At 65.4% G+C, this 22,163-nt stretch carries 20 protein-coding genes; 8 read left to right on the top strand and 12 right to left on the bottom strand.

The window, feature by feature from the left end; genetic code table 11:
- Window positions 1-90: 90 nt before the first annotated feature.
- Window positions 91-1,326 carry a branched-chain amino acid ABC transporter substrate-binding protein gene (locus ASD71_RS03055; protein WP_056559746.1) on the bottom strand — a complete coding sequence of 412 codons (1,236 nt, stop codon included), beginning with the start codon at window positions 1,324-1,326 and terminating at the stop codon, window positions 91-93.
- Between the two features lie 491 nt (window positions 1,327-1,817).
- On the opposite strand from ASD71_RS03055, the gene ASD71_RS03050 reads away from it, so the two are divergent.
- Window positions 1,818-2,555, top strand: coding sequence for an SDR family NAD(P)-dependent oxidoreductase (locus tag ASD71_RS03050; RefSeq protein WP_056559744.1), 738 nt, complete (start codon window positions 1,818-1,820; stop codon window positions 2,553-2,555).
- Window positions 2,556-2,704: 149 nt separating this feature from the next.
- On the top strand, window positions 2,705-3,451 hold the full coding sequence (locus ASD71_RS03045) for a FadR/GntR family transcriptional regulator (RefSeq protein WP_056559743.1): 747 nt from the start codon (window positions 2,705-2,707) through the stop codon (window positions 3,449-3,451).
- Window positions 3,452-3,469: 18 nt separating this feature from the next.
- Here ASD71_RS03045 and ASD71_RS03040 read toward each other — a convergent pair whose 3' ends face one another.
- The 6 genes from ASD71_RS03040 to ASD71_RS03015 form a co-directional block, all read right to left on the bottom strand.
- Complete coding sequence (locus tag ASD71_RS03040) at window positions 3,470-4,807, bottom strand: NAD(P)H-dependent oxidoreductase (RefSeq protein WP_056559741.1); 1,338 nt, start codon at window positions 4,805-4,807, stop codon at window positions 3,470-3,472.
- A gap of 81 nt (window positions 4,808-4,888) precedes the next feature.
- Window positions 4,889-5,449 (bottom strand): 5'-3'-deoxyribonucleotidase, encoded by a 561-nt coding sequence (locus ASD71_RS03035; RefSeq protein ID WP_056559739.1) that lies wholly within the window; start codon window positions 5,447-5,449, stop codon window positions 4,889-4,891.
- A 36-nt stretch (window positions 5,450-5,485) separates the two neighbouring features.
- Complete coding sequence (gene thpR, locus ASD71_RS03030) at window positions 5,486-6,016, bottom strand: RNA 2',3'-cyclic phosphodiesterase (RefSeq protein ID WP_056559737.1); 531 nt, start codon at window positions 6,014-6,016, stop codon at window positions 5,486-5,488.
- A 43-nt stretch (window positions 6,017-6,059) separates the two neighbouring features.
- Window positions 6,060-6,938, bottom strand: coding sequence for a chemoreceptor glutamine deamidase CheD (cheD, locus tag ASD71_RS03025; protein ID WP_056559735.1), 879 nt, complete (start codon window positions 6,936-6,938; stop codon window positions 6,060-6,062).
- A gap of 362 nt (window positions 6,939-7,300) precedes the next feature.
- Complete coding sequence (locus ASD71_RS03020; RefSeq protein WP_056559733.1) at window positions 7,301-8,209, bottom strand: ABC transporter permease; 909 nt, start codon at window positions 8,207-8,209, stop codon at window positions 7,301-7,303.
- On the bottom strand, window positions 8,206-8,976 hold the full coding sequence (locus ASD71_RS03015; RefSeq protein ID WP_056559731.1) for a cell division ATP-binding protein FtsE: 771 nt from the start codon (window positions 8,974-8,976) through the stop codon (window positions 8,206-8,208). The genes ASD71_RS03020 and ASD71_RS03015 overlap by 4 nt, the downstream gene beginning before the upstream one ends.
- 293 nt (window positions 8,977-9,269) lie before the next feature.
- Between ASD71_RS03015 and ASD71_RS03010 the strand changes: the two genes are divergently transcribed.
- The 5 genes from ASD71_RS03010 to ASD71_RS02990 all read left to right on the top strand — a co-directional run bounded on the left by ASD71_RS03010 (window position 9,270) and on the right by ASD71_RS02990 (window position 14,717).
- Window positions 9,270-10,286, top strand: a complete 1,017-nt coding sequence (locus ASD71_RS03010) for an amino acid ABC transporter substrate-binding protein (protein WP_056559729.1) — start codon at window positions 9,270-9,272, stop codon at window positions 10,284-10,286.
- 168 nt (window positions 10,287-10,454) lie between these two features.
- Window positions 10,455-11,645 carry an amino acid ABC transporter permease gene (locus tag ASD71_RS03005; protein ID WP_056559727.1) on the top strand — a complete coding sequence of 397 codons (1,191 nt, stop codon included), beginning with the start codon at window positions 10,455-10,457 and terminating at the stop codon, window positions 11,643-11,645.
- 1 nt (window position 11,646) lies between these two features.
- Complete coding sequence (locus ASD71_RS03000; protein ID WP_056559725.1) at window positions 11,647-12,747, top strand: amino acid ABC transporter permease; 1,101 nt, start codon at window positions 11,647-11,649, stop codon at window positions 12,745-12,747.
- A 61-nt stretch (window positions 12,748-12,808) separates the two neighbouring features.
- Complete coding sequence (locus ASD71_RS02995; protein WP_056559723.1) at window positions 12,809-13,549, top strand: amino acid ABC transporter ATP-binding protein; 741 nt, start codon at window positions 12,809-12,811, stop codon at window positions 13,547-13,549.
- Between the two features lie 151 nt (window positions 13,550-13,700).
- Window positions 13,701-14,717 (top strand): tripartite tricarboxylate transporter substrate binding protein, encoded by a 1,017-nt coding sequence (locus ASD71_RS02990; RefSeq protein WP_056559721.1) that lies wholly within the window; start codon window positions 13,701-13,703, stop codon window positions 14,715-14,717.
- Between the two features lie 121 nt (window positions 14,718-14,838).
- On the opposite strand, the gene ASD71_RS02985 is transcribed toward ASD71_RS02990, so the two are convergent.
- The 5 genes from ASD71_RS02985 to ASD71_RS02965 form a co-directional block, all read right to left on the bottom strand.
- Complete coding sequence (locus ASD71_RS02985) at window positions 14,839-16,602, bottom strand: gamma-glutamyltransferase family protein (RefSeq protein WP_056559719.1); 1,764 nt, start codon at window positions 16,600-16,602, stop codon at window positions 14,839-14,841.
- A gap of 52 nt (window positions 16,603-16,654) precedes the next feature.
- Window positions 16,655-17,665, bottom strand: a complete 1,011-nt coding sequence (locus ASD71_RS02980) for a tripartite tricarboxylate transporter substrate binding protein (protein WP_056559717.1) — start codon at window positions 17,663-17,665, stop codon at window positions 16,655-16,657.
- Window positions 17,666-17,785: 120 nt separating this feature from the next.
- Window positions 17,786-18,790, bottom strand: a complete 1,005-nt coding sequence (locus tag ASD71_RS02975; protein ID WP_082578937.1) for a tripartite tricarboxylate transporter substrate binding protein — start codon at window positions 18,788-18,790, stop codon at window positions 17,786-17,788.
- A 17-nt stretch (window positions 18,791-18,807) separates the two neighbouring features.
- Window positions 18,808-19,830 (bottom strand): membrane dipeptidase, encoded by a 1,023-nt coding sequence (locus ASD71_RS02970; RefSeq protein ID WP_056559715.1) that lies wholly within the window; start codon window positions 19,828-19,830, stop codon window positions 18,808-18,810.
- Window positions 19,831-19,876: 46 nt separating this feature from the next.
- Entirely contained in the window at window positions 19,877-21,205 is a 1,329-nt protein-coding gene (locus ASD71_RS02965) for an FAD-binding oxidoreductase (protein WP_082578767.1), read from the bottom strand.
- Window positions 21,206-21,399: 194 nt separating this feature from the next.
- Here ASD71_RS02965 and ASD71_RS02960 point away from each other — a divergent pair, with 194 nt between their 5' ends.
- Entirely contained in the window at window positions 21,400-22,143 is a 744-nt protein-coding gene (locus ASD71_RS02960; protein WP_235512013.1) for an IclR family transcriptional regulator, read from the top strand.
- Window positions 22,144-22,163: the final 20 nt, after the last annotated feature.

Raw genomic sequence — 22,163 nt, 5'->3', positions numbered from 1 at the left:
TTGTTCTTTTCCGGCCCGCGCCGGGAGTGCGCTTGTCATGTGCCGGCGGCGGCGCGCGCGCATTTCAGCGCACAGGCCGCCGTGCCGGCATCACTTCGGACGTTGCATCTTGCAGGTTGCCTGCACCGGCGCGGACACGTCCGCCGCGGCCAGGACCTTCACGGGTTCAAATCCCATGTCGGTGCCGTCGGCCTTGTACTTGGCGTTCTTGCCGACCTTGGACACGACCATCGGCAGTTGCACCTGGTGGTCTTCGGCGCGCATCGTGTAATCGCCCAACGCCGACTTGTAAGTCACCTGCTCCAGCGCCACGGCCAGTTCGGGCACCGACAGCTTGCCGTCCTTGGGCTTGACCTGCTTCAGGGCTTCGCCCAGGAAGCGCACGCCGATCACGGTCTGCGGCTCGGTGTAGCTGGGGTAGTGGCCGGTCTTGGACTTGTAGTCCTCGGCGAACTTCGCGCCTTCCTCGCCCGCCGCCTCGATGTTGTACGGATGCGCGATGTAATGGCCCATCGCGACCTCGCCGGCGTTGGCCAGGTTGCCCACCTGATCCAGGAACACCGTGGCAAAGCGCACCTTCAGGCCGGCGGCCTGCGTGGCCTTCATGAGCAGCAGCAGGTCGTTGGACCAGTTGCCGGTGATCACGGTGTCCGGCGTGGCCGAACGGATGCGCGCCACGTACGGCGCGAAGTCCTGGATCTTGTTGACCTCGTGCAGCGTCTTGCCCACCACCTCGTAGCCGTAGTCCTTGGCAAAGCGCTCGGTCGCGCCTTCCATGTCCTGGCCCCAGGAGTAGTTTTGATTGATGGCGTACACGCGCTTGCCCAGCGTGCCGTCGGCCGACATCACCGAGGCCAGCGCCTTCACGCGCAGGTCGGCGTTGGTGGTGAAGCGGAAGTGATAGAAATGGCACTTCTGGCCGGTCAGCTCCAGCGCCTCGCCGCCCACGTTCAGGAAGACGATTTCCTTGCCGGGGTTGCGCAGGTTGTGCTTGCGCACGTCTTCCGTCAGTTGGCCCGAAATCGCCGACGACGACCCTTGCACCAGCACTTGCACGCCCTCGGCGGCAGCGGCGCGGAAGCGGTCCGAGGCGCCCACTGGGCCGCCCTGGTTGTCGAACTCCACCAGTTCCAGCGGCTGGCCGTTCCAGCCGCCGGCGGCGTTGATGCGGTCCAGCTCGTATTTGACGGCGGCGCGGAACATCAGGCCGGTAGAGGCCTGCGGGCCCGACAGCGTTTCGATCAGGCCGATCTTGACGGGTGCGGCGTGGGCGGTGGCGGCGAGTCCGGCCAGGCACAGCAGACCGGTGGTGAAAGCCAATTTCATGCGTGTCTCCTCCGTGGAACGGGAGTGTGGTGATTGCGTGGGTCAGGCAGGCGCGCACGCCGCATCGCCGGCGCGCCGCAAGGGCGCAACAGCGATGGAGAGCGAAGACGGGGGGATGGCGGCGGCCACGGACGCGCGAGGCGCCGGAGCGAAACGCCAGCCGGGCAGGGCATGAAGCCGCCGGGGCGTCTGAAGGTGCGCCATCGGACGTGCCGAGGGCGCGGATGCGGTCATGCTGCCGGTGAAGTTCACCTGGTTGTCCCCTGCCTGTTTATGCGGCGTGTCGCCGTGTTTTTCTGACTGACTTGCCTGAAAGCGTCAGTTGATTTACGCTTTCCGTACAAGTTGTCAGGCAACTTTATCAAGTTGTCCGATAAATCATAGGCCAGGCGTTTTTCTCGTGTCAAGCAACGGATTCAGCAGTTCAATCAGAATTCGCACCGTTGCCGCGACAGCGCCGCGGACCGCTAAAAACAGCGTCAGGAGACAGAATGATTTCGTTTGAGGGGCAGGTTGCCGCCATCACCGGCGCGGGCAACGGCATCGGGCTGGCCACGGCGCGCCTCATGGCCGCGCACGGCGCGCGGCTGGTGCTGACCGACATCGACAACGCACGGCTGGAGGAGGTGGCGGCAGAACTCGATCCCAGCGGGCAGCGCGTCTACACGCATGCGCTGGACGTGTCGGTGTCGCACGATTGCGAACGGGTGTTCGAGGCGGCTGCCAGACATTTCGGTGGACTGGATCATCTGGTCCATTGCGCCGGCATCTATCCCGAACAGCTCGTCAAGGACACCAGCGACGAGTCCTGGCGCACGCTGATGCGCGTCAACCTGGACGGCACGTTCTACGTGTGCCGCGCTGCCCAGCGCCATCTGCGCCACGACGGTTCGATCGTCCTTCTGACGTCGCTGGCCGCGCAGCGCGGCAGCTATGCGCACGCCGCCTATTCGGCGTCCAAGGGCGCGGTCCAAAGCTTCACCCGCAGCCTGGCATTGGAACTGGCTCCGCAGATCCGCGTGAACGCGGTGGCGCCCGGCATCATCGCCACGTCGATGACGCACGACCTGATCGGGCAGAAGGGCGCGCAATTGCTGGAGAGCACGCCGCTGCGCCGCTTCGGTACCGCCGAGGAGATCGCGGGGACCATCGCGTTCCTGTGCTCGCCGCTGGCGTCATTTGTGACGGGCGAGGTCATGCAGGTCAATGGCGGGATCTATATCGCTTAAAGTGCAAGAACGCGGCGCGCCGGGAAAAACCGGCAAATCTATAATTCCCCGGACGCTGCCGCATCGCAATCTGTCAGGACCCCCACGCGAGACATTCCTATAAACATGGCCGCCGCGTCCGCGCGCCGCCCTCACGTTTGAAGATCCCCATGCAGCCCAGTCAAGAACCCGATTCGAGGCGCGCCGCGCCTCGCAGTTCGCTATCCGCGGCGGTGGCGGATGCCCTGGCCGACCAGATACGCCAAGGCGTGCTGGCCCCGGGCGATCGCCTGCCCACCGAAAAGCAGCTCACTGAGCTCCATTCCGTCAGCCGCGCGGTCGTGCGCGAAGCCTTGGCCCGACTGAAATCCGAAGGCCTGGTCACGTCGCAGCAAGGTAGCGGCGTGTTCGTCGACCCGAACTTCCAGAAGAACGCCTTTCGCATCGCCGCGCCCACGCCGGGCGACAACCAGGACCTGGAACACATCCTGGAGCTGATGCTGTCCATCGAGGTCACGGCGGCGCGCTATGCGGCGCAGCGTCGCACCGATCCCGACTTAAAGAAGATTCGGCAGGCGCTGGTGGGCATGGAGTACGCGCTCATCAACGACAAGCTGGGCGACGAGGAAGACTACCAATTCCACCAGGCCATCGTGCAGGCCACGCACAACCCGCATCTGGTGGCGCTGAACGATTATCTGGAAGCCAACGTGCGGCGCGTCATCCGCAGCGCGCGTCACAACACGGCCCGCCGGTATGCCGAGCGCATGGCCGCGGTGCAAAGCGAGCATCAGGCCATCTTTGCGGCCATTGAAGCCGGCGACCCGGATGCTGCGGGCCGCGCGGCGGAGCAGCACCTGCGCAACGCGGCCGACCGGCTGCGGTTGTTCCAGGCGGAGCGCCCCGCGCCCGTGTGAACGCGGGGCGGGCCGCTCCTACGCGAAGGTCTGCTCCATCTCGCGGCGGAACTGCACGGCGGTCGAGCGTTCGTCGTATTCCACGTCGCGCCAGCGGATCGCCTGCGATTGGCGTACGGGGTTCTTCAGCTTGACCTTGTTCGACAGTCCCAGCGGCAGATAGCCTTCCTCGACCGAATCGGGGGCCGGCATCAGGCGCCCGTACACCGTGTAGCCGCCTTCGCCATCCAGGATCTGGCCGGCTTGCAAATCGCGTTTGGCGGTGGCCACCACGTCGCCGTGCCAGCCAGCAGGCGCACCCGTCGGCTCGCGGCGCAGCCCCACGCTGGCCACGCTGATGCCCAGCTCCAGCCCGATCAGGTGGTAGGGCTTGTACATGGCGGTGAAGTTGCCGCTGGGATCCGTGACCAGGCCATATTCCTGGAAGCAGCGCCGCACGTAGTCGCTGTCGGCGGCAAGCGTCACGTACACGCCCCAGCGCAGGTCGCGGAACACCGGCCGGCCATCGCGTTCCAGCGACGAGATCACCTCGACCTGGCCGCGGTGGTGCAGCATGCCGCCGTCCTCGCGGGGACGCAGCACGCGCGCCAAGTCGTCCACACCGCACGGCGGAAAGTGCAGGCCCGACGGCGACGGCAGCAGGCCCGTGGCATTGGAGACGGCCGCCATCTCGATGGCGCTCTTGGTGCCGTCCAGGAAACTGTTGAACATCTGCGCATTGAAGTCGCCCGCCGCCACCATTTCCGCCGTGAAGCCGTAATACGGCCAGACGGTGTCTGGCGTGGACGTGTGGAACTCGGGCAGGTATTTGGTGCCCTTTCCGGCGGCCATGACTTCAAAGCCGCTGGCGCGCGCCCAGTCGACCATTTCGCAGATCAGGGCGGGCTGGTCGCCGTAGGCCAGCGAATAGACGATGCCCGCTTCCCGGGCGCGGCGCGCCAGCAGCGGACCAGCCAGCGCGTCGGCTTCCACATTGACCATGATGATGTGCTTGCCGTACTCGCAGCAGGTCAGCACATGGGTGATGCCGGCCGCGGCCTGGCCGGTGGCGTCGATGACGATGTCCACGTCGGGACTGGCGATGACGGTGCGCGCATCGTCGCAGAAATAGACCTTGCCGTTCTTGTACGCGTCATTGATGCTGCTGGCGTTGAGCGCGCCGGCGGGCCAGCCGACGCGGGTCAGCGCGGCGCGCGCCCGGTCGGGCACCAGATCCGCCACCGCGACCAGGCGCATGCCCGGCGTGCGCGGGGCCTGACTCATGAACATGGCGCCGAACTTTCCGGCGCCCAACAATGCGACTCGCAGCGGCTTGTGGTCGGCTTCTCGCTGCTTGAGCAGACGGTACAGATTCATGGCGCGGGCTCCTCCTGGGTGGGGCGTACGACTCCACAGGATAGTCCCAAACGATGACGCCTGAACAGGACTCAGCAGGACTCAGGCATCTGCCGTATAGAGCTCGCCGGCCAGCACGTTGCGCCAGTTCTGCCAGTTGATGCGCGCACGGTCCGTGACCTCGCGGTTGTAGGGCGCGTCAAACAGAATGTGCTTCCAGCGCGGCCGCACGGCGCCTTCGATGCGCGGCTTGTCGTCGATCAGAAGATTGCCGTGCACCAGCGTCTTGTCCTTGGTCAGGATCAGCCGGGTGGTGGCATCGCGGCCCAGGTGTTTTTCGACCCACAGGTATTTTTCGGCGACGCAGTTTTCAAACTGCGACAGCGGCGACGAGCAGATGCGCACATCCATCCCGAGCGCCAGCAGTTCCTTGACGGCGTCCAGCGCGCCGGGGACGGGCGGCAGATTGCGGATGAAGCCCGGCGCGGTGTAGATGGCCTCGGCCATCCCGCGTAGTTCGGGGGCGTAGTCCTCGCGGATGTAGAAGGACTTGCGGTCCTCGAACGCCACGGGCGCGATGTCCGGGTGGCGCTCGCGCCAGGCGTCGATGAACGCGTGTTCGAAATCGGCCAGCACGCCGTCTTGATCCAGCAGGATGATCATGGGGGTCCCAATCGTTGGCAACCGTAGGATTGTGCCCTAGCCGCCGTGCGGCCGGGATTGCGCCACGATGCGGTAACGGCTGCCGCCGGTCAGCGATTCGGACGCCACCAGCACCATGCGATCGTAGCGCCAGGCGAGCGGCTCGGCCGGGTCGTCCGGCGGCTGCGCATGCGTGATGTTGCGCAGCAGCGTGACGTGCGGGCGAAACGGCTGGGTCGGCGGGGTCAATCCGTAGCCGGACAGCCAGCGCCAGAGATCGTCGTGGGCCTGTTGCAGGGCCGCGGGTGTCTCGGCCGGGCCTGACCACAGGATGCGCTGGCGGGTGAAGACCCCATAGCGGTCGAGTGGGACGTCGCCCGGGGCCAGACGGCGTTCGGGCGTGGCGGCCGCCAGCTCGTCAGCAAGGGCGCTGTCGACAGGACCCAGAAACGCCAGCGTCAGATGCAGCGTCTCGGTGCGCATCGCGCGTCCGCCCGTAACCAGCTTCGCGGCTTCCGCCCAGCCGGCCAGCGACGCCGCCAGTGGGAGAGACGGCCACAGTGCGTAGAAGAGACGGATGGTGGACATCCGCTGATTGTAGGGCGCGCCTGGCCGGCGCGGTGCCGGCCGTCTAGGGCTTGGTGCGCCGGGTCACGCCGGTGTCAAAGCGTTCGACGCCCGGACGCGTGGCGGGACGGGCAGCCGAAGCCGAGGCCGTGTCGGCCGTGGCCGGCCGGTCAAAACGCTCAACGCCCGGACGGGCAGGGCGATCGAAGCGTTCCACGCCGGGGCGCGCGGCGGGTCGGTCGAATCGTTCGACGCCCGGCCGGTTCAGCCGCTCGACGCCGGGGCGATCCAGCCGTTCCACGCCCGGCCGATCAAACCGCTCGACTCCGGGCCGTGCAAAGCGCTCGACCCGTTGCGGCGTGGCCGTCTTGGCGGCCGCGCTTTGCGCCGCCTCTTGTTCGCGCTTGGCGATGATCTCTTCGGCGCGCTGGTGGTGCGGCGCCATCTTGCGCACCATCACCCGGCCGTCGCGCGGGAAGTAATTGATGCGGCGCGCGTGCACGTCGCCCAGATCCTGCGCCTTGACGGGGATGCCTTCGGTCTTGAGATAGTTCAGGACGAATTCGCCGTTGCGTTCGCCGATGTTCATCTGCTGCATGGCCGCCAGCACCGCGCCGCCGCCGAACACTTTGGCTTCCAGGCGGTCACGCGAGGCGCCGGCCTTGAGCAGTTCGTTGATCAGCACTTCCATCGCAAAGGCGCCGTAGCGCATGGTGGCCGACGCGGGCGACTGCATGTCGCCCTCGGGCAGCATGAAGTGGTTCATGCCGCCCACGCCCGTCACCGGGTCGTGGATGCAAGCCGCCACGCAGGATCCCAGCACGGTCGAGATCATCATGTTCTCGTTGGTGACGTAGTACTCGTTCGGGAGCACTTTCACTGCCTGAGATTGGAACGCGCTGTCGTAGTAATGACGCGTTGCGCGGGCTTCAAGAGCGGCCATTGGACTGATATCTGGGCAAAAACGGCGATTGAGACACTAGAAATGCGAGGAGAAGCGGCAATTGTGACAAAACATGTAAAAAAATGTCGCTTTATTCTTGCATATCCCGGCAGTCAATGGGAGAAAACTGTGTAAACACGACCAAAGCGTCGTTTATTGGAACTTCTCCTGTCGCCCGCAGGCAAAAAAGCCCGTGCGGATGGCAGGCACCCATCCTACACAGGCTGTTTTGTGGTCTTTCCCCGGATCACGGGGATGAAGGGGGTTCAAACGGAGGCTTAGACCCGCTGAGCTGAACGATAGGCGGGGAAAGCACGCCGAGCCGGACCGATCTCCCGGACCGGACCGGCAGATCTGCCGGCCTAGAACCGGGTGCTGCGTGTGACCGACCAGCGCGCAGACAGCGCGCCAAGCGCGGCAGACGCCACCACCGCGCCGATCAGGACGGAGGCGCCGGGCAGATGCAGGGCGAATTCAGCGCCGTAACTGCGGGCCAGCCCCAGCAGTGCCTCGTTCAGCGGAGACAGCGCGACGGACGCCACACCAATCGCCAGCAACGAGGCCAGGGCGCCGGACAGCGCGCCCAGGTACAGGAAGGGACGACGCACGAAGGATTCGGTGGCGCCTACCAGCCGCGCCACGCCAATTTCCTCGCGTTGCGACAGCGCCTGCATGCGCACGGTGTTGAAGACGGTGGCCAGCACCACCACCGCCACGCAGGCGGCCAGGAAGCCCAGGCCGATGCGGGCAAAGCGCAGGATGGCTTCCAGCCGCTGGACCCATGCGCTGTCCAGTTGGACCAGGTCCACATGGTTCCATTGCTTCCAGGCCAAGGCCAGCGTGTCGGCGCGTCCGGCGAGGTTGTCGCCGTCGGCCAGCGTGACGACGACCGCGTCGGGCAGCGGGTTGCCCGGCAGCACGGCCAGCGCCTCTTGCCAGGCGGGGTTGGCGCGCAGATCGGCCAGGGCAGTTTCGCGGCCTACGACACGCACGGCGCGCACGTCTTGCGAATAGTCGTCCTTGATGCGCTTGGCGACGTCGGCGGCCGCACCGGCCGGGGCGTCCACGCGCATGTAGACCGTGACTTCCGGGGTGACGGACATTTCCCGCGCCACCGGTTGCACCGAGACCAGGATCGCGCTGCCCAACAGCGGCAGCGCCAGGGCAAGCGCCATCACCAGCAGGTTGGCGAGCGACGAGAAGGGTTGTTTGATCAGCCGGCGCAGGGTGACCAGCAGCGCGTAGCGGTGTTGCCGCAGCCAGGCGTTCATGCCGATTCTCCCGGATGGCCGAGGCCTGGCTCAGTGCGGCTGGCGCGGGTCGGCGCGGGACTGGCGGACGCCGAATGGGCGGCCGTGCCGTCACCCGGCGTCGCGGGGCCGTGGGAGTCCGCAAACTTGCCCGGCTCGATCCGCAGGGTGCGGGTGGCATAGCGGGCCATGAGTTCCTGGTCGTGCGAGGCGATCAGCGTGGTGACGCCAACGCGGTTGAAGTCGCGAAACACGTTCATGATGCGTTGCGCGTTGTCGTGGTCGAGGTTGGCGGTGGGTTCGTCCGCGATCAGGATCGCGGGCCGGTTGACGATGGCGCGGGCAATCGCCAGTCGCTGCTGTTCGCCGCCGGACAGCTCGATGGGGTTGAGGTCTTCCTTGCCCGACAGCCCAACCTTGTCCAGCGCGGCGCGGGCGCGCGACGCGGCGGAATCCCAGGGGTGGCCCTGCACGGCCAGCGGCAGCATCACGTTTTCGAACGCGCTTCGATCGAACAGCAGGTGTGTGTCCTGCAGGATGACGCCCACCGCGCGGCGCAGGTACGGCCGGGCGCGCGCGGGCAGCTTGTCCAGACGCTGGCCGTTCACCTGGATGGAACCGCGGCTGGCGGGTTCAAGCCCGCCGATCAGCTTGAGCAGAGTGGACTTGCCGGCGCCGGACGGCCCCGATACGAAAACGAATTCTCCCGCGCTCACGCGAAAGTTGATGTCGGCCAGGATATTGCGGCCGCGACCATATGATTTGAATACGTGCTGGAATTCGATCATGGCGGCTGTCAGATGAAGCCGCCATAGTAACTCGGGGACAGTAAGGTGGCCTACATCTCTTGGCGAGGGGGGCGAAGATCAGATTCATTCCGCCGGTTGAAACGCATGTTCGCAAAGCTGAAAACGCGTCCCTGTTTTTCGTCAAAAACAGCGTTTCATTTCATCCAGTGTCCCTATATTTCAAGGGAATTCCCGGATGCGCCGCCTGCTTTGCGGACGCTACCATCCGCCCCATGCGTGGGCCCAACCCGGCCCTTGCTTTGGATTCCGCTTCATCCCACACGGAGATCACGATGAAAGTATTGAAACTCGCTGCCATTGGCGCTGCCTTGTTTGCTGCCTCCTCGGCTGCCAACGCGGGCGCAACCTTCGATAACGTCAAAAAGAAAGGGTTTGTCCAGTGTGGGGTTTCGACGGGCATCCCGGGTTTCTCCATCGCCGACAGCAAGGGCGAATACAAGGGCATCGACGTGGACATGTGCCGCGCCATCGCCGCGACCATGTTTGGCGACGCCTCCAAGGTCAAGTTCACGCCGCTGAACACCCAGCAACGCTTCACCGCGCTGCAGTCCGGCGAAATCGACGTGCTGACCCGCAACACCACCGTCACGCTGACGCGCGACACGACCCTCGGCCTGATCGGCGTGGGCGTGAACTACTACGACAGCCAGGGCGTCATGGTCTCCAAGGACCTGAACGTCAAGAGCGCAAAGGAACTGAACGGCGCCACCATCTGCGTGCAGCCGGGCACCACCACCGAACTGAACCTCGCTGACTGGTTCCGCAGCCAGAAGATCGAATTCAAGCCGGTCGTGATCGACAAGTACGACGAAATCATCCGCGCCTTCTCGGCCGGCCGTTGCGACGCCTTCACGACCGACAAGTCGCAGCTCGCCTCGACCCGCACCACCCTCGAGAACCCGGACAAGTTCGTCATCCTGCCGGAAGACTTCTCCAAGGAGCCGCTGGGCCCGATGGTCCGCCAGGGCGACGAGCAATGGTTCAACATCGTGCGCTGGTCGCTGAACGCCATGCTGGAAGCCGAGGAATACGGCATCACCAAGGCCAACGTCGATGAAATGACCAAGAGCCCCAACCCCAACATCCAGCGCATCCTGGGCGTGACCCCGGGCATGGGCAAGAACCTGGGCGTGGACGACAAGTGGGCCTACAACATCATCAAGAGCGTGGGCAACTACGGTGAAAGCTTCGAGAACACGCTGGGCAAGAACAGCGCGATGAAGCTGGAGCGTGGTTTGAACGCTTCGTACAAGCAAGGTGGCTTGATGTACGGCTGGCCGGTGCGCTAACGCGCGGCTGCCTGGCATGGCGGAGCACGGCTCTCCGTCATGCCTAGGGCCTGTCTGCACAGGACGTGTATTCTGGACAGGCCCTAACCCGCCTTCGGGCGGGCGGCAGAAGTGGGTGGCGCGGCTTTTCCGGCATGCCACCCGGTGTCCGACTTCTGTAGATTCATCATGATGACTCCCAACAAAAACGCCCCGATTTCGGCACCCCCACGGCGTCTGAACTGGAACGATCCCGGCGTACGCTCCGTGGTCTACCAGGTGATTGCGCTGACCGCGGTAGCCTGGGCCGTGTGGTTCCTGGTTTCAAACACGCTCCACAACCTGTCCGTGCGCAACATCGCCACGGGCTTCGGCTTCCTGAACCGCGAGGCCGGCTTCGCCATCGGCGAAACCGCCATCGCCTATTCCCCCTCAGACACGTACGGCCGCGCCATCATGGTCGGCCTGCTCAACACGCTGCGCGTAGCCGTCATCGGCATCGTGCTGGCGACCATCCTCGGCACGCTCATCGGCATCGGCCGCCTGTCCAAGAACTGGCTCGTGGCCAAGATCACCTCTGTGTATGTCGAGGTGATGCGCAACGTGCCGCTGCTGCTGCAGCTCTTCTTCTGGTATGCGCTGATCACCGAGAACATGCCGGGTCCGCGCCAGGCGCACAATCCGCTGCCGGGCGTGTTCATTTCCAACCGCGGCCTCAAGGTCCCGTCGCTGGAAGGCAACTCGTTCGACTGGATGCTGGCCGGACTTGGGCTGGCGATCGTCGCGATCATCATCCTGGGCCACTACGGCAAGAAGCGCCACGAGGCCACGGGCCATATGTTCCCGCTGGGCCGCTGGGCCATTGGCCTCCTGATCGGCTTGCCGTTCATCGGCTGGCTGGTCAGCGGCGCATCGCTGACGCTGAACATGCCGGAGCTCAAGGGCTTCAACTTCTCGGGCGGTCTCACGCTGTCGCCGGAATTCGCCGCGCTGCTGGCCGGTCTGGTGATCTACACGTCGGCGTTCATCGCCGAGGTGGTGCGCTCGGGCATCCAGGCGGTCAACAACGGCCAATGGGAAGCCGCCGGTTCGCTGGGCCTGCCGCGCGCCAAGGTGCTGCGCCTGGTGATCCTGCCGCAAGCGCTGCGCGTGATCATCCCCCCGATGACCAGCCAGTATCTGAACCTGACGAAGAACAGCTCGCTGGCAGTCGCCATCGGCTACCCCGACATCGTGTCGGTGGTGAACACAACGTTGAACCAGACGGGCCAGGCCATCGAAGGCATTCTCATCATCATGGGCGCGTACCTGACGGTCAGCCTGTCGATCTCGATCTTCATGAACTGGTACAACAAGCGCATCGCGCTGGTGGAGCGTTGATATGAGCAGCACTACGCATACCCCCAGCGAGGCCCTGCCGCCGCCCAGCAATCAGACGGGGCCATGGGCGTGGCTTAAAACGCGCCTGTTCTCGTCGCCGCTGAACATCCTCATCACGGTGCTGCTGGCGTGGTTCCTGTTGATGTCCATCCCGGCGCTGGTCGAATGGGCCTTCATCAAGGCAAGCTTTGACGCGGCCAATGCACAGGAGTGCCGCGCAGCCGGCGGCGCCTGCTGGGCGTTCATCATTGAAAAGCACCGGCTGATCCTGTTCGGCACCTACCCCTACGATGAACAATGGCGGCCGCTGATCGCCACGGTCATCCTGGTGGCGGTGATCGTCTGCAGCGGCATCCGCCGCTTCTGGAACTGGAAGCTGGCCGTCATCTGGACCGTGGGCCTGACGGCCGTGGCGCTCCTGATGTGGGGCGGCGTGTTTGGCCTGACCTACGTGGAAAACGCGCGTTGGGGCGGTCTGCCGCTGACGCTCATCCTGTCCACGTTCGGCATCGCCTTCGCGTTCCCGATCGGCGTGCTGCTGGCTTTGGGCCGGCGCTCGAAGATGCCGGCCATCAAGGCGCTGTGCGTCGTGTACATCGAGCTGATCCGCGGCGTGCCGCTCATCAGCCTGCTGTTCATGTCGTCGGTGATGCTGCCGCTGTTCCTGCCGGAAGGCTTTTCGATCGACAAGCTCCTGCGCGCGCAGATCGCCATCATCATGTTCGCGGCGGCCTACATCGCGGAAACGGTGCGCGGCGGCCTGCAGGCCATTCCGAAGGGACAGTACGAAGGCGCGGATTCGCTGGGCCTGAACTACTGGCAGCAGATGCGCAAGATCATCCTGCCGCAGGCGCTCAAGATCGTGATTCCGCCGTTGGTCAGCATTTTCATCGCGCTGTTCAAGGACACGTCGCTGGTGGTGATCATCGGTATCTTCGACCTGACGCTGGCGGCCAAGGCAGCCTTGTCCGATGCGGCATGGCGCGGATTCGGGGTGGAGGCGTACCTGTTCATTTCGCTGATCTACTTCGTCTTCTGCTTCTCCATGTCCAAATACAGCCAGGCGCTGGAAAAACGCCTGGCCACGGGTCACGCACGCTAGCAATTTGCCGCGCGTCCGCCGCAAGGCGGGCGCGCAAAGCGATACTTACGGGAGTACAGGCATGTCGGATGCCATTATTCGTTTGCAGGACGTGAACAAGTGGTACGGCCAGTTCCACGTGCTGCGCAACATCAACCTGGACGTCGCGCCAGGCGAGCGCATCGTGGTGTGCGGACCCTCGGGTTCGGGCAAGTCCACGATGATCCGCTGCATCAACCGCCTTGAAGAGCACCAGAAGGGCCACATCATCGTGGACGGCACGGAGCTCACCAATGACCTGAAGCACATCGAGACGATCCGCAAGGACGTTGGCATGGTGTTCCAGCACTTCAATCTTTTCCCGCACCTGACGGTGCTGGAAAACCTGACGCTGGGACCCATGTGGGTGTTGAAGAAGCCGCGCGCGGAAGCCGAGGCCACCGCAATGAAGTACCTTGAGCGGGTGCGGATTCCGGAACAGGCCAAGAAGTTTCCGGGCCAGTTGTCGGGCGGCCAGCAGCAGCGCGTGGCAATCGCGCGGTCGCTGTGCATGAACCCCAAGATCATGCTGTTCGATGAGCCCACGTCGGCGCTGGATCCGGAAATGGTGAAGGAAGTGCTGGACGTGATGGTGAGCCTGGCCCAGGAAAGCGGCATGACGATGATCTGCGTGACGCACGAAATGGGCTTCGCACGCAAGGTCGCGAACCGCGTGATTTTCATGGACCGCGGCGAAATCATCGAACAGAACAATCCGGACGAGTTCTTCGACAACCCGCAGAACGAACGGACAAAGCTCTTCCTGAGCCAGATCCTGCACTGATCCGCCAAACCGCCTTCGGGCGGTTTTTCATTGGTGCGGGCTGCCAATCCCCGGAATTCCGGGCGTTCTTGCCGGTAGCCCTTTGTTACCTTCGTCACGGCGGTGGGGTATGCTACTGACCGCCATTGATCCGGAGTGAGGAGAACACACCATGTCGAACACCCCCCGCAGCGCCGTGCGCCGCGCCCTGTTGCAAGGCGCCGTGGCGCTGGCCGCGACCCTGCCTTTCAGCGCCCCGGCGTTGGCCCAGGCTGCCGATTTCCCCTCGAAGCCGATCCGCTTCGTGGTGCCTTACCCGCCCGGTGGTCCGCTGGATACGATGGCGCGCATGCTGGCCGAAAAGGTGCGTGGCTCGCTGGGTCAGCCGGTGATCGTGGAAAACCGTTCGGGCGCGGGTGGCAACATCGGCGCCGACCTGGTGGCCAAGGCCCAGCCTGACGGCTACACGCTGGTGATGGGCGCGGTGGCGACGCACGCGATCAATCCGTGGCTGTTCGCCAACCTGCCGTACGACCCGGTGAAGGATTTCGCGCCGGTGACGATCGTGGCGGCGGTGCCGAACGTGCTGGTGATGAACGTCGAGTTCGCGCAGAAGAACAACATCGAGAAGCTGGCGGACCTGATCGATTACACAAAGAAGAACCCGGGCAAGCTGAACTACGGTTCGGGCGGCAACGGCAGCGCGGGCCATCTGTCGGGCGAGCTGCTGAAGGCGCGCGCGGGTATCAACGTCGAGCACATCCCCTACCAGGGCGCGGCGCCGGCGCAATTGGCGCTGCTGTCGGGCCAGTCGGATTTCATGTTCGACAATCTGGCGGCGTCGGCGCCGCTGATCAAGGACGGCAAAGTGAAGGCGCTGGCGGTGACGACGGCGCAGCGTTCGTCGTTGCTGGCTGACGTGCCGACCGTTGAAGAATCGGGCGTGAAGGGCTTTGACCTGGGCACGTGGTTTGGCGTGTTCACGACGGGCGGCACGCCGGCGCCGGTAGTGGCCAAGCTGAACAAGGCATATGCCGATGCGATGGCGCAACCCGACGTGAAGCAGCGTCTGCTGACCATGGGTTCCGAGGCGAGCTCGATGACGCCTGAGGCGTTTGCCGAGTTCGTGAAGGCCGAGAAGGCGAAGTATCAGGAGATCGTGAAGATCTCGGGCGCCAGCCTGAATTGATGGCGCTGGCAACGGGCATCTTCCTAAGGGGATGCCTGGTGCGACGCAGTTTTTTGCCGCCCGCCGGGATGCTTTCCTGGCGGGCGTTTTGCTTTCTGTTGATGCCAGTCGCCACGGATGCCTACCAGCCCATGGCGTAAGCGGGGCGGCGCGGGTCCGCGCCGCCCCAGCGCACGCCGCTATCCAGATCGTGCCGGACCATGCAGACGGCGCCAGCGCGCCAGCTATGGCCGTTCCACCACTTCACGGTATGGCCCAACGCGGCAAGCGCGTCGCCCGCGCTGCGCGGGATCAGGTCTTCGATCATCAGCCGGCCCGGCATCGCATCGTGCGGCTCGAACGACGACGGGAAGCTGAAGCTGGCAAACCGCGGCGCCTCGACCGCCTGCTGCACGTCCATGCCGAACACCTCCATGTTCAGGAAGGTCTGCAGCATGGCCTGGCATTGCACGTCGCCGCCCGGCGTACCGAAAGGCATGACGTACTGGCCGGGCCTGATGGCGAGCGAAGGATTGGGCGTGAGCCGCGGCCTGCGGCCCGGTCCGATGGCGCAGGGATGGCCGGCCTCGGCCCAGGATTGGCTGCCGCGTCCCGACGCGCAGATGCCGGTGCCAGGAATGACGGGCACGTTGTAGGAGCCGTCGCTGGGCGTGGCCGAAAACGCGTTGCCGTCCTTGTCGACGACCGCCACATAAGACGTATCCAGGCGCGGATCGGTGCGCGCCATGTCATCCGGCCCGGCCGCGCGCAGATCGACCTCCCGCGTGTGGGGAAGCCGGCCCGCCGGCGGCATGTCGGGGCCTGCTCGATCCAGGGCAATCATGGCCAGCCGCGCGCGCGCATAGTCCTTGGACAGCAGCGCCGCCTGCGGCACCCGCGCATGGCGCGGATCGGCGTAATGCACCTCGCGGTCCGCGAAGGCCAGTTTGATGGCTTCGGTCAGCAGATGCACATAGGACGCGGAGTTGTGGCCCAGCGCGCGCAGGTCGCACGGCTCCAGGATGTTCAGCATCTGTAGCAGCGAGGGGCCCTGGCACCAGAAGCCGCAGCTATGCACCTGCGTGCCGTTGAAGCCGGTGGACAGCGCTGGCTCAACCTCCACAGAAAAGCCTCGCAAGTCCTCATGGGTGATCAGCCCGCCTTCCTCGCGGTGATACCTGACGATCGCCGCAGCAATGTCGCCTTCGTAGAATGCGCGGCGCGCGGCGGCCAGGCCCGCCAGGCGGCTGTTTCCAGGATGCGCGCGCTCTTCGTCGGCCATGTACTGGATGCTGCGCGCCAGGTCGGCCTGGCGGAATACCGATCCCGCCTCGGGCGGCTTGCCGCCCGGCAGATAGATGGCCGCGCTGGATGCCCACCGCGCGTAGTGCTTCTGGTTTTCAGCCAGCACTTCGGCCATCAGCGGATACATGACGAAGCCGTCGCGCGCCAGCCGGATGGCGCCGGCCGCGACCTCGCCGAAGCGCATGGTGCCGAACCGTTCCAGCGCGGTGATCCACGCGTCGGGCGCTGCCGGGATGACGGTGCGCAACACGCCCGCCGGGATCGTGCCGCCGTGCTTCTCCAGAAACGTTTCCAGCCGCGCGGCCTGTGGCCAGTAGCCGAGCCCGGAAATGCTCCATACCTTTTGCGCCTTGGCCTGATAGACCAGGATGGGGGCGACGCCGCCGAAGTTGACGATGTCGCTCTGGACCACGCCCAGGGCGATGCCCGCTGCCACGCCCGCGTCGACGGCGTTGCCGCCGGCCTGCAGGACGTCCATGCCGGCCTGCGTGGCCAGATAGTGGCCTGCCGAGATCATGTGATTGACGCCGGCGAGCGCGGGGCGCATGGAGGTGGGGGCGCTTCCCGCGGTCAGGTCCGGGGCGTAGGGGGGATTGGACATCGAAGACTCCGGTCGGAAGAGAGGGCTCGCGTGCCGGCGCGGGTTCAATAGGTCATTGCGGGTTGATGCCCAGCTTTTGCGTCACGTCCTGCCAGCGCTTGAACTCGGCGTGCAGAAAACGGCTGAATTCGTCGGGTGAGGTGCCTTGCACCATCACGTCGCGCGCTTCCATGGCGCTGCGCACGTCCGCGCTGGACAACGCGGACTTCGTGGCCTTGTACAGGCCGTCGACAATCTCCGGCGGGGTGCCCTTGGGCACCAGCAGGCCATACCAGGAACCGCCCACCAGATTCGGATAGCCGCCTTCCTTGGCGGTGGGAATCTCGGGAGCCCGGTCCAGGCGCTTTTCGCTAAAGATCGCCAGCGCCTTCAGCTTGCCGTTGCGGATGAAGGTCAGCGTGGTGCCCGGCGTGTCCAGCGTGTATTGCACTTGGCCGGCGATGACGTCGTTGAGCAGCGCGGCGCTGCCGCGGTAGGGGACGTGCATGGTCTTGATCCCGGCATCCATGTTCAGCTGCTCGGAGAAAAAGAAATTCGCGGTCATGATGCCCGGCGAGGCGTAGTTGATCTCGCCGGGGCGGCTGCGCGCGTACGCCACCAGTTCAGGCAGCGTGTTGGGCGGAAAGGTTGGATTCGCGACCAGGATGAAGGGACCGCCGCCGACCAGGGTGACCGGGATCAGGTCGTTCATGGGATCGTATTGCAGGTCCTTGACCGTGAGCGGCGCCCCGGTCAGGGGCGACGCCGTGGCGAACAGCACGGTGTAGCCGTCGGGCTCGGCCCGCACGACCTGCTGGGTTGCGATGGTGCCGCTGGCTCCTGCGCGGTTCTCGACCACGACGGGTTGCTTGATCTCCTGGCTGAGTTGCTGCGCCAGCATGCGCGCCACCGTATCCGTGCCGCCGCCCGGCGGGTAGCCGACGATCATCCGTATCGGCTTGGCGGGCCACGCCTGAGCCGATGCCGCACCGGTCAGTACGGCGGCCAGTAGGCCGGCAATGCCGCACAAGGCGGCGAGGGCGCGGCGGCGCGCGGGACGTGTGGCGATTGCTCGAATGATCATGGATGACTCCTGGACGCTTCTTGCTGGCCGATGCCCTTGCAGATCTCGGCCGTTGTCGGATCCCGCGCCGCCTCGATGCGCGGCGGTCCGGCTGCGGCGGCGCAGCCGGATCGTGCCGCCCTACTTGTTCGCAGCCAGCCCCAGATTGCGGACGATTTCCGCTTCCAGCGCGTACTGTTGCGCGGCATAGGCGGCGTAGTCCTTGCCGTCCATGTAGACCAGTTCCTGGCCGTACTGCGTCAGGATCTGCTTGAAGGCCTCGGATTCGGCCACTTGCTTGAAGACGGCATGCAGCTTGGCGACGACGGCGGGCGGCATGTCCTTGGGACCGGCGATGCCGAATGGCGCGTTGGCGGGCGGCGTGCCGTCAAGTTCGTGCAGCGTGGGCGTGTCCGGATACTGGGCGCTGCGATGTTCGCCCCAGGTCACCAGCATGCGCATCTTTCCCGATTGCACCTGCGGCTGCACGGTCGTCGAGCCGGCGTATGCCGTCACCTGCCCGCCCATCACCGCGGTAAGCACTTCGGATTCGCCCTTGTACGGAATATGGCGCCAGGTCACGCCGTTGCGTGCGGCGATGTCTTCCATCATCACGTTGGATGCGCTGCCGACGCTGGCCGTGCCGTAGGTGACTTCGTTCGGATGCTGTTTCGCATGGCGGATGAAATCTGCCCACGTCTTGTGCGGCGAGCCGGCGGGCACCGCCACGCCCAGCGTGTAGCCGCTGAGCATCATGACGTAGGTGAAGTCGCGTGTGGGGTCGTAGCCCATGTCCTGAATGTGCGGCATGCGATAGACCGGACTGGGCAGGACGGCCAGCGTGTAGCCATCGGGACGCGCGGTCTTGATGGCGCGCGCGCCCATGGTCGCGCCGGCCCCGCCGCGGTTTTCGATGACGATGGCCTGGCCCAGTTCGGGCGCGGCAAGCTCGGCGAATTTGCGGATCACGGTGTCGGTGGAGCCGCCCGCCTGATAGGGCACGATGATGTGAATCGGCTGCGCGGGGAAGGGCGCGGCCGTGGCCAGGGGCGCCGCGAGGGCCGCGCCGGCAAGCGCCAGGGCGCGCGGCGCGCGGGCCGCGCAAGCCAGCGCGGCGGTCAGGGTGCGGTGCAGACGCAGGATCATGATGTTCTCCATTCAATTCAGGCGGTGGCCCAGGCCTGCGCGAACGCGCGCTGGAAGTTTGCGCCGAGTACGCCGACGATCTGGCTGTCCGTCAGTCCGGCCTCGTGCAGCGCGTGGGTGAACGCGGGAAATTGCGCCGGCGTCGGCGTTTCTACGGGGTAGCGCGCTTCCATCACATCGCCAAAGGCGTCGGAGAAGTCACCGCCCGATTTGGCGTACTTGGTGCGCGACATCACCATCACATGGCGCACGGCCTCGTAGGTGTCGACCGACGGAAAATCGGTGCCGATGCCCACGTGTTCATAACCGACCAGTTCGCCGATGTACTTCACGTTCGCGACGAAGTCCGACAGCAGCGGCTGCTGGCGTGGATCGCCGCGCCAGCTCAGGTAGGCATGGATGCTGCATCCGACCACGCCGCCCGTCGCGGCGACCGCTTTGATGACGTCGTCCGACTTGTTGCGCGGCCGGGTGATCACGGCGTTAGCGTTGGCGTGGGTCAGCAGCACGGGCTTGCTGCTGTGCCGGGCGGCGTCCAGGCAGGTCTGCGGCGCGCAGTGACTGAGGTCGATGGCGATACCCACGCGGTTCATCTCCGAAACCATCTTCACGCCCAGATCGCTCAGGCCGGCGTTGCGCTTTTCCAGGCAACCGTCGCCCAGCAGGTTGGCCTCGTTGTAGGTCAGCTGGATGACGCGCATGCCCAATTCATGGAACAAGGCGACGCGGTCTATCTGGTCGCCGAGGGGTTTGCCGTTCTGCCATCCCATGATGAGCCCCAGCTTGCCGACCTGCTTGGCGCGCGCAATGTCGTCGGCCGTTTCCACCAGCAGCCAGGACGAGTCCGGCGCAGCGCAGCGTTGGCGCCAGGTCATGCAGTCGCGCAGCGCCTGCTCGAAGTCCGCGCCCATGTCGCTGACCGTGACGTTGATGGCGCTGACGCCGCCGGCCAGCATGTCGCGGGTGCTGCCGTTGCTGAAGAAAACCAGACCGTCGACGACGGTGGCGCGGCGATGCAGGTCAGCGCTGTGGCTATCCATGAAAGAACTCCCCTTTGGTTGTATGAATGTTTTCAATGCGTGGCCGTCAGGTTCCGTAGCGGCCGTAGCGGAACGGGTGCAGATGGATCGCGGGCGTGTGGCCCTGGATCAACTGCGCCATCAACTCGCCCGCCGCCGGGCCGATGCCGAAACCGTGGCCCGAGAAACCGGAGGCAAGGTACAGCCCGGGCAGGCCGGGCACCGCGTCCATGACAGGCATCGCGTCGGGCGTGACATCGATGTAGCCGGCCCAGGACTGCGCAATGCGTGCTTCGCGGAATGCGGGAAAGGCGTCAACCAGCCTGCGCCAGGCTTGCGCCACGCCGCGACTGGACGGCGACGGATCCAGCACGCGATGCCGTTCGAAAGGCGATTCTCGGTCGGCCGGGAAATGATTCGGGATCTTCAGCTCTTCAAAAAAACGCTTGCCGAAACGCAGGCGCACGAAGCTGCTGTTGGCCCGCCACGCGCTGAAGAAATGCGGCATGAGGCGGAAGGTGTCGGGCACCACGTCCGCCATCGACGCGCCGAACTGCGACACCGAATAGCCGCCGTCGGCGCGTTTGCGGCAGGTGAAGTCCTTGCCGTTGATCGCCGCCTGCGGCCCCGCGTCGAGCGGCGTCGTGCGTAGCACGGACCCACGCACCTTCAACTGCGGAAAGTCGGCGCCCAGATTGCCGCAGAAGAGCCGCGACCAGGCGCCGGCCGCCACCAGCACCGCCTGCGTGGCAATGCGGCCGCGCTCCGTGATCAAGGCGCTGACGCGGCCCGCGCTGCGCTCCACGCCGCGCACAGCGCATTGCTCAAAAATGTGTGCGCCCGCGGCGCGCGCCAGCGAGGCGATGCCGCGCGTTGCCAGCTGCGGTTCGGCGACCCCGTCCGTCGGGCTATACATCGCGCCCGTCCAGACGCGTCCGGTCGACGGCAGCATGTCCTGCACCGTGCGGCGATCCAGCAGGCGCGCATCCACGCCATGCGCGCGCGCCCCGTCTAGCCACACCTGATGGCCGGCCGCGTCCGCGTCGTTCTCCTGCAGGTAGAAGATGCCGCTGCGGCGGAAGCCCACATCGACCTTTTCCTGGATCTCTGCCCATAGCCGGTTGGCGCGCTGAGCCAGTGGCACTTCCGGCAGGTCGCGGCCCAGCGTGCGCACCCAGCCCCAATTGCGCGACGACTGTTCGCAGGCCAGCGTGCCTTTCTCGAACACGGCGACCCGCAGTCCGGCGCGCGCGAGGGAATAAGCCGTGCTGATGCCGATAATGCCCCCGCCAACAATGGCGACGTCGACCGAGGCTGGGAGCGCTGGGGCCGTCGGGGCAGAAGTTGAGGCGCGAGCGGCGGATGGAGCCGGCGTTTGAGGCGGATGCAGTTGCATGAAAACCCGGGATTGATTAAATATCGCTATTCGATAACAATCTACGTATAACGATAACGGCGAGTGTTTTTATACTGCTCGCCGGGCCCGGCTACAACGTAAGGGTTTCCCTAGGCCGCCTGACTTTGCGGCTAGCCGCGGACAAACTCCGTCTTTGCTATCCAACCAGAATCCGAATGTCTGAACCTTCCGCCTTGTTGATCCAGTCGCTGGAAAAAGGGCTCGCCGTGCTCGAGTCCTTCAGGGGGCACGCCTCTTTGAGCCTTCAGGAGATGGCCCGCGAAAACGGCATCACCATCGGCTCGGCCCAGCGCGTGGCCTACACGCTGGAAAAAACCGGGTACCTGTTCAAGGACCCGCGCAGCAAGCGCTACAGCATGACGGTCAAGGCCGTGGGGCTGGGCTACAGCTATCTCTACCGGCAGCCCTTGTTCCAGCATGCGCATGCGGTGCTGCATCAGGTCAACCAGGAGTGCGGCGAGATCGTCAATCTGGCCGTGCCCGATGGCGACAACATGGTGTTTGTCATGCGCGTTGCGCCGGCCAGGCACATTCCCGAGTACCTGCCGGTGGGAACGCAGATCCCGTGCGTGGCAACCGCGTCTGGGCGCGCGCTATGGGCGTTGTTGCCGCCGGATGAACTTGATCTCAGGTTGCGCAGCGTGACGTGCGCGAAGTACACGCCGCACACCACCACCGACATCGACCGGCTGCGCGCGCTGATCGAAGCGGCAAGACGGGACCAGTACGCCTATGCTGACGAAGAGTTCTTCGCTGGGGATCTGAATGTCGCGGCGGTGGTTTTTGGGGACAACGGCGATCCGCTCGGTGCGGTCAACATATCCGTGCCCAAACCGCGCTGGTCGCTGGCGCGCGCGCGGGAGGAACTGGGGCCGCTGGTGATCCGGGCAGCCAGGGCGATCAGCAAGCGCAATTGATGCTGATCGTCATGGCTCGC

Origin of the sequence: Achromobacter sp. Root565 (assembly GCF_001427425.1) — a bacterium.
In the GTDB taxonomy this organism is placed as follows: domain Bacteria; phylum Pseudomonadota; class Gammaproteobacteria; order Burkholderiales; family Burkholderiaceae_B; genus Achromobacter; species Achromobacter spanius_D.
Note: the sequence above shows the minus strand (reverse complement) of the source record. Positions and strands in the feature narration are given on the sequence as shown.

Coding starts and splice junctions, on each gene's coding strand:
- ASD71_RS03005 (WP_056559727.1), top strand. CDS start 10,455: ATGATGACTCCCAACAAAAACGCCCCGATTTCGGCACCCCCACGGCGT.
- ASD71_RS03050 (WP_056559744.1), top strand. CDS start 1,818: ATGATTTCGTTTGAGGGGCAGGTTGCCGCCATCACCGGCGCGGGCAAC.
- ASD71_RS02990 (WP_056559721.1), top strand. CDS start 13,701: ATGTCGAACACCCCCCGCAGCGCCGTGCGCCGCGCCCTGTTGCAAGGC.
- ASD71_RS02965 (WP_082578767.1), bottom strand. CDS start 21,205: ATGCAACTGCATCCGCCTCAAACGCCGGCTCCATCCGCCGCTCGCGCC.
- ASD71_RS03015 (WP_056559731.1), bottom strand. CDS start 8,976: ATGATCGAATTCCAGCACGTATTCAAATCATATGGTCGCGGCCGCAAT.
- ASD71_RS03020 (WP_056559733.1), bottom strand. CDS start 8,209: ATGAACGCCTGGCTGCGGCAACACCGCTACGCGCTGCTGGTCACCCTG.
- cheD (WP_056559735.1), bottom strand. CDS start 6,938: ATGGCCGCTCTTGAAGCCCGCGCAACGCGTCATTACTACGACAGCGCG.
- ASD71_RS03040 (WP_056559741.1), bottom strand. CDS start 4,807: ATGAATCTGTACCGTCTGCTCAAGCAGCGAGAAGCCGACCACAAGCCG.
- ASD71_RS02985 (WP_056559719.1), bottom strand. CDS start 16,602: ATGTCCAATCCCCCCTACGCCCCGGACCTGACCGCGGGAAGCGCCCCC.
- ASD71_RS03045 (WP_056559743.1), top strand. CDS start 2,705: ATGCAGCCCAGTCAAGAACCCGATTCGAGGCGCGCCGCGCCTCGCAGT.
- ASD71_RS03000 (WP_056559725.1), top strand. CDS start 11,647: ATGAGCAGCACTACGCATACCCCCAGCGAGGCCCTGCCGCCGCCCAGC.
- ASD71_RS03010 (WP_056559729.1), top strand. CDS start 9,270: ATGAAAGTATTGAAACTCGCTGCCATTGGCGCTGCCTTGTTTGCTGCC.
- thpR (WP_056559737.1), bottom strand. CDS start 6,016: ATGTCCACCATCCGTCTCTTCTACGCACTGTGGCCGTCTCTCCCACTG.
- ASD71_RS02995 (WP_056559723.1), top strand. CDS start 12,809: ATGTCGGATGCCATTATTCGTTTGCAGGACGTGAACAAGTGGTACGGC.
- ASD71_RS02970 (WP_056559715.1), bottom strand. CDS start 19,830: ATGGATAGCCACAGCGCTGACCTGCATCGCCGCGCCACCGTCGTCGAC.
- ASD71_RS02975 (WP_082578937.1), bottom strand. CDS start 18,790: ATGATCCTGCGTCTGCACCGCACCCTGACCGCCGCGCTGGCTTGCGCG.
- ASD71_RS03055 (WP_056559746.1), bottom strand. CDS start 1,326: ATGAAATTGGCTTTCACCACCGGTCTGCTGTGCCTGGCCGGACTCGCC.
- ASD71_RS03035 (WP_056559739.1), bottom strand. CDS start 5,449: ATGATCATCCTGCTGGATCAAGACGGCGTGCTGGCCGATTTCGAACAC.
- ASD71_RS02980 (WP_056559717.1), bottom strand. CDS start 17,665: ATGATCATTCGAGCAATCGCCACACGTCCCGCGCGCCGCCGCGCCCTC.